The sequence below is a fragment of the Reinekea sp. genome, assembly GCF_982785585.1.
In genome coordinates, this window is the sequence record NZ_CEYAVF010000037.1 from 1 (window position 1) to 3196 (window position 3196).

General features: G+C 53.8%; 2 protein-coding genes and 1 pseudogene. All 3 read left to right on the forward strand.

What is annotated here, in order from left to right; all coding sequences use genetic code 11:
• Positions 1-996 (forward strand): ABC transporter substrate-binding protein (locus tag AC4FIC_RS13200; RefSeq protein ID WP_490359422.1); only part of this gene is annotated, 996 nt, incomplete at its 5' end.
• Positions 997-1161: 165 nt separating this feature from the next.
• Positions 1162-2772: an urea ABC transporter permease subunit UrtB gene (gene urtB / locus AC4FIC_RS13205; RefSeq protein WP_273286165.1), complete on the forward strand. Its 1611-nt coding sequence runs from the start codon at positions 1162-1164 to the stop codon at positions 2770-2772.
• Positions 2769-3196, forward strand: a pseudogene (locus tag AC4FIC_RS13210) (urea ABC transporter permease subunit UrtC); the annotation flags it as partial. The gene urtB and the pseudogene AC4FIC_RS13210, both read left to right, overlap by 4 nt.

Here is a 3196-nt window from a genome sequence, read left to right on the forward strand (position 1 = left end):
GATGTTATTTTCGGTTGCTGGACTTCCGTATCGCGTAAGTCTGCCTTACCGGTCTTGGAAGAGCTTAACGGCCTGTTGTTCTACCCGGTACAGTACGAAGGCGAAGAGTCGTCTAAAAACGTCTTCTACACCGGTGCTGCGCCCAACCAGCAAGCCATTCCTGCAGTCGATTACCTGATGAACGATATGGGCGTAGAACGTTGGGTTCTGGCCGGTACCGACTATGTCTACCCGCGTACCACCAACAAGATCCTTGAGGCGTACCTGAAGTCTAAGGGTGTCGCCGATGCCGACATCATGATCAACTACACGCCGTTCGGTCATTCCGATTGGCAGTCGATTATTGCCGATATCAAAAAATTCGGTAACGCAGGCAAGAAAACCGGTGTGGTCTCTACCATTAACGGCGATGCCAATATCCCCTTCTACAAAGAACTGGGTAACCAGGGCATCTCCGCCGAAGACATCCCAGTGGTGGCCTTCTCAGTTGGTGAAGAAGAGCTCAGCGGTTTCGATACAGCCCCTCTGGTCGGTCACTTAGCAGCCTGGAACTACTTCCAGTCGGTTGAATCCGATGCCAACGATGCCTTTATCGCGCAATGGAAAGAGTTTACCGGTAACCCAGATCGCGTCACCAACGATCCAATGGAAGCGACGTACATCGGTTTCGAAATGTGGATTGATGCCGTCGAGAAGGCCGGTACTACCGATGTCGACCAGGTTGAGCAAGCGATGATTGGTCTGTCGGTTCCGAACCTGACTGGCGGTATGGCCACCATGGGTAAGAACCACCACCTGAGCAAGCCGGTGTTAATCGGTGAGATCCAGGACGACGGCCAGTTCGAAGTGGTCTGGGCAACCGAAGGCGAAGTAGCCGGTGATGCCTGGTCAGACTTCCTGCCAGAGTCTAAGCCGCTGATCGCCGATTGGACTGCACCAATTGAATGCGGTAACTACAACACTGAAACCAAAACCTGTTCAGGTCAAAACTTCTAAGCGGGCCGAGGGTTAAGGGCACCACTGCTGGTGTCCAACCCCTCCAGCTGAAGTTTAAACTTGCAACAAGGTGGTAAAACCAATCGCGATCGAGGTGCAAACCTCGGTGGCGATTTTCCCATTCACCACGCCTTACCCATCCGTCATCGACAACTGGACCAATCCATGTTTCGAATTGCCCAACTTACTAAATTCTTTACGCTGCTGAGCGCGCTCTTGTTTAGCCTCAGCATCGGGTCCGTGCATGCGGAGTCACGCACCGACCTCTATGAACAGCTGACCGGCGCCAAACTCAGTGAAGTGGTGCCCATTCTCAAACAGTTAGAAGATAGCCGCGATGAAAATTTCCTATCCCTGATCCAGGAGATGGTTGACGGCAATCTCTATTACGATAAAACCACGCTAGCGTTGCGCGTAATCAACAAGGTTGATGGCGTTAAGATCGTGACCGATCCGTTGACCGGGGCCACCCTAGAGGTTGAAACTGGAAACTTAAAAAAAATCCGTGTTAACAACAGCGTCCGAGTTTATATCCGTGGCGCCAGTGCGCGGGTGCAGTTAACGCAGGGCAACGCCAAACAGCGCTTTGGCGCGGTGCGCGATCTGTTCGCCAAGATGGACGCCGATACGCTGCAGCTTATTACCGAATTACGCGTCACCGAAAGCAGTAAAAAGGTTCAGGGCGCCATGGACCTGGTGATCGCCATGGACCAGGCTAAACAAGACGCCGACCCAGAACTGAGAGTCGCTGCCATTAACCTGCTCGCTACCAGCTTGGAGCCCGATGTGCGCAACCTGCTGACGGCGTTGGCCGATCCCGCCGATGAGACCATTGTCGGCATCAGCGCCCGCGCTGCGGTGGAAGGTATTGAAGGTAAGGTCGCCTTCTATAATAAGGTCGATACGCTGTTCTTCGGTCTGAGTCTGGGTTCGGTGCTGTTGTTGGCGGCCATTGGCCTGGCCATTACCTTCGGGGTGATGGGCGTGATCAATATGGCCCATGGCGAGATGATTATGCTCGGTGCCTACACCACCTATGTGATCCAGCTGCTGCTGCCCAATGCCATCGATATCTCAATCTGGGTGGCCATTCCGGCGGCCTTCTTGGTCTCCGGTGCCATGGGTGTCCTAATAGAGCGCACGGTGATTCGCTTCTTGCACGGCCGGCCGCTGGAGACGCTGCTGGCGACCTTTGGCATTAGCCTGATCCTGCAACAGCTGGTGCGCACCATCTTTTCGCCGCTCAATCGTCAGGTCAATACTCCGTCCTGGATGAGCGGTCAGCTGGAGATCAATCCGGTCCTGTTTTTGACCCTGAATCGTTTTTATATCTTCGTCTTTGCCCTGCTGGTCTTTGTGTCTTTGGTGGTGTTGTTGAACAAGACCAACCTGGGCCTGCACGTTCGGGCGGTATCGCAAAATCGCAATATGGCGCGCGCTATGGGCATTAAAACCGCTAAGGTCGATGCGCTCACCTTTGGCCTGGGTTCGGGTATTGCCGGCATTGCCGGTGTTGCTCTGAGCCAGCTGACGAACGTCGGCCCGAACCTGGGACAGAGCTATATTATTGACTCCTTTATGGTGGTGGTCTTTGGCGGGGTCGGCAATTTACTTGGCACGCTGGTCGCGGCCTTTACCCTGGGCATTGCCAATAAGATCTTCGAACCCATTACCGGTGCCGTACTGGCCAGTATTCTGGTGCTGGTGTTTATTATTTTGTTTATTCAGAAACGTCCGCAAGGTTTGTTTCCTCAACGAGGGCGGGCCGCCGAATGACTACCTTAACAGCCCTATTACAGCACCAAATTTTTAAACGTTCTAGTGAGCCGGGCGCCGCGGTTATGCCCTTTGTGGTCTTGCTCTTTGGCGTCACGCTCTTTGCCTCGGTCGGTAATCTTTGGTTTGCCGAGGGCAGTCTGTTTTATGTCTCGACCTATACCATTACCCTGCTCGGCAAGTACCTGTGCTATGCGCTCTTAGCCTTGGCGGTCGATGTGGTTTGGGGCTATTGCGGTATTCTCAGTCTGGGTCATGCTGCTTTTTTTGCCCTGGGCGGGTATGGCATGGGCATGTATCTGATGCGCCAGATTGGCGATCGGGGTGTCTATGGCAATCCGCTGTTGCCGGACTTTATGGTCTTCCTCAGTTGGGACAAACTGCCCTGGTATTGGACCGGCTTCGACAACCTGGCCTTTGCTGT

Excerpts from the sequence above, each read along its gene's own strand:
- urtB (WP_273286165.1), top strand. The coding sequence starts at position 1,162 with ATGTTTCGAATTGCCCAACTTACTAAATTCTTTACGCTGCTGAGCGCG.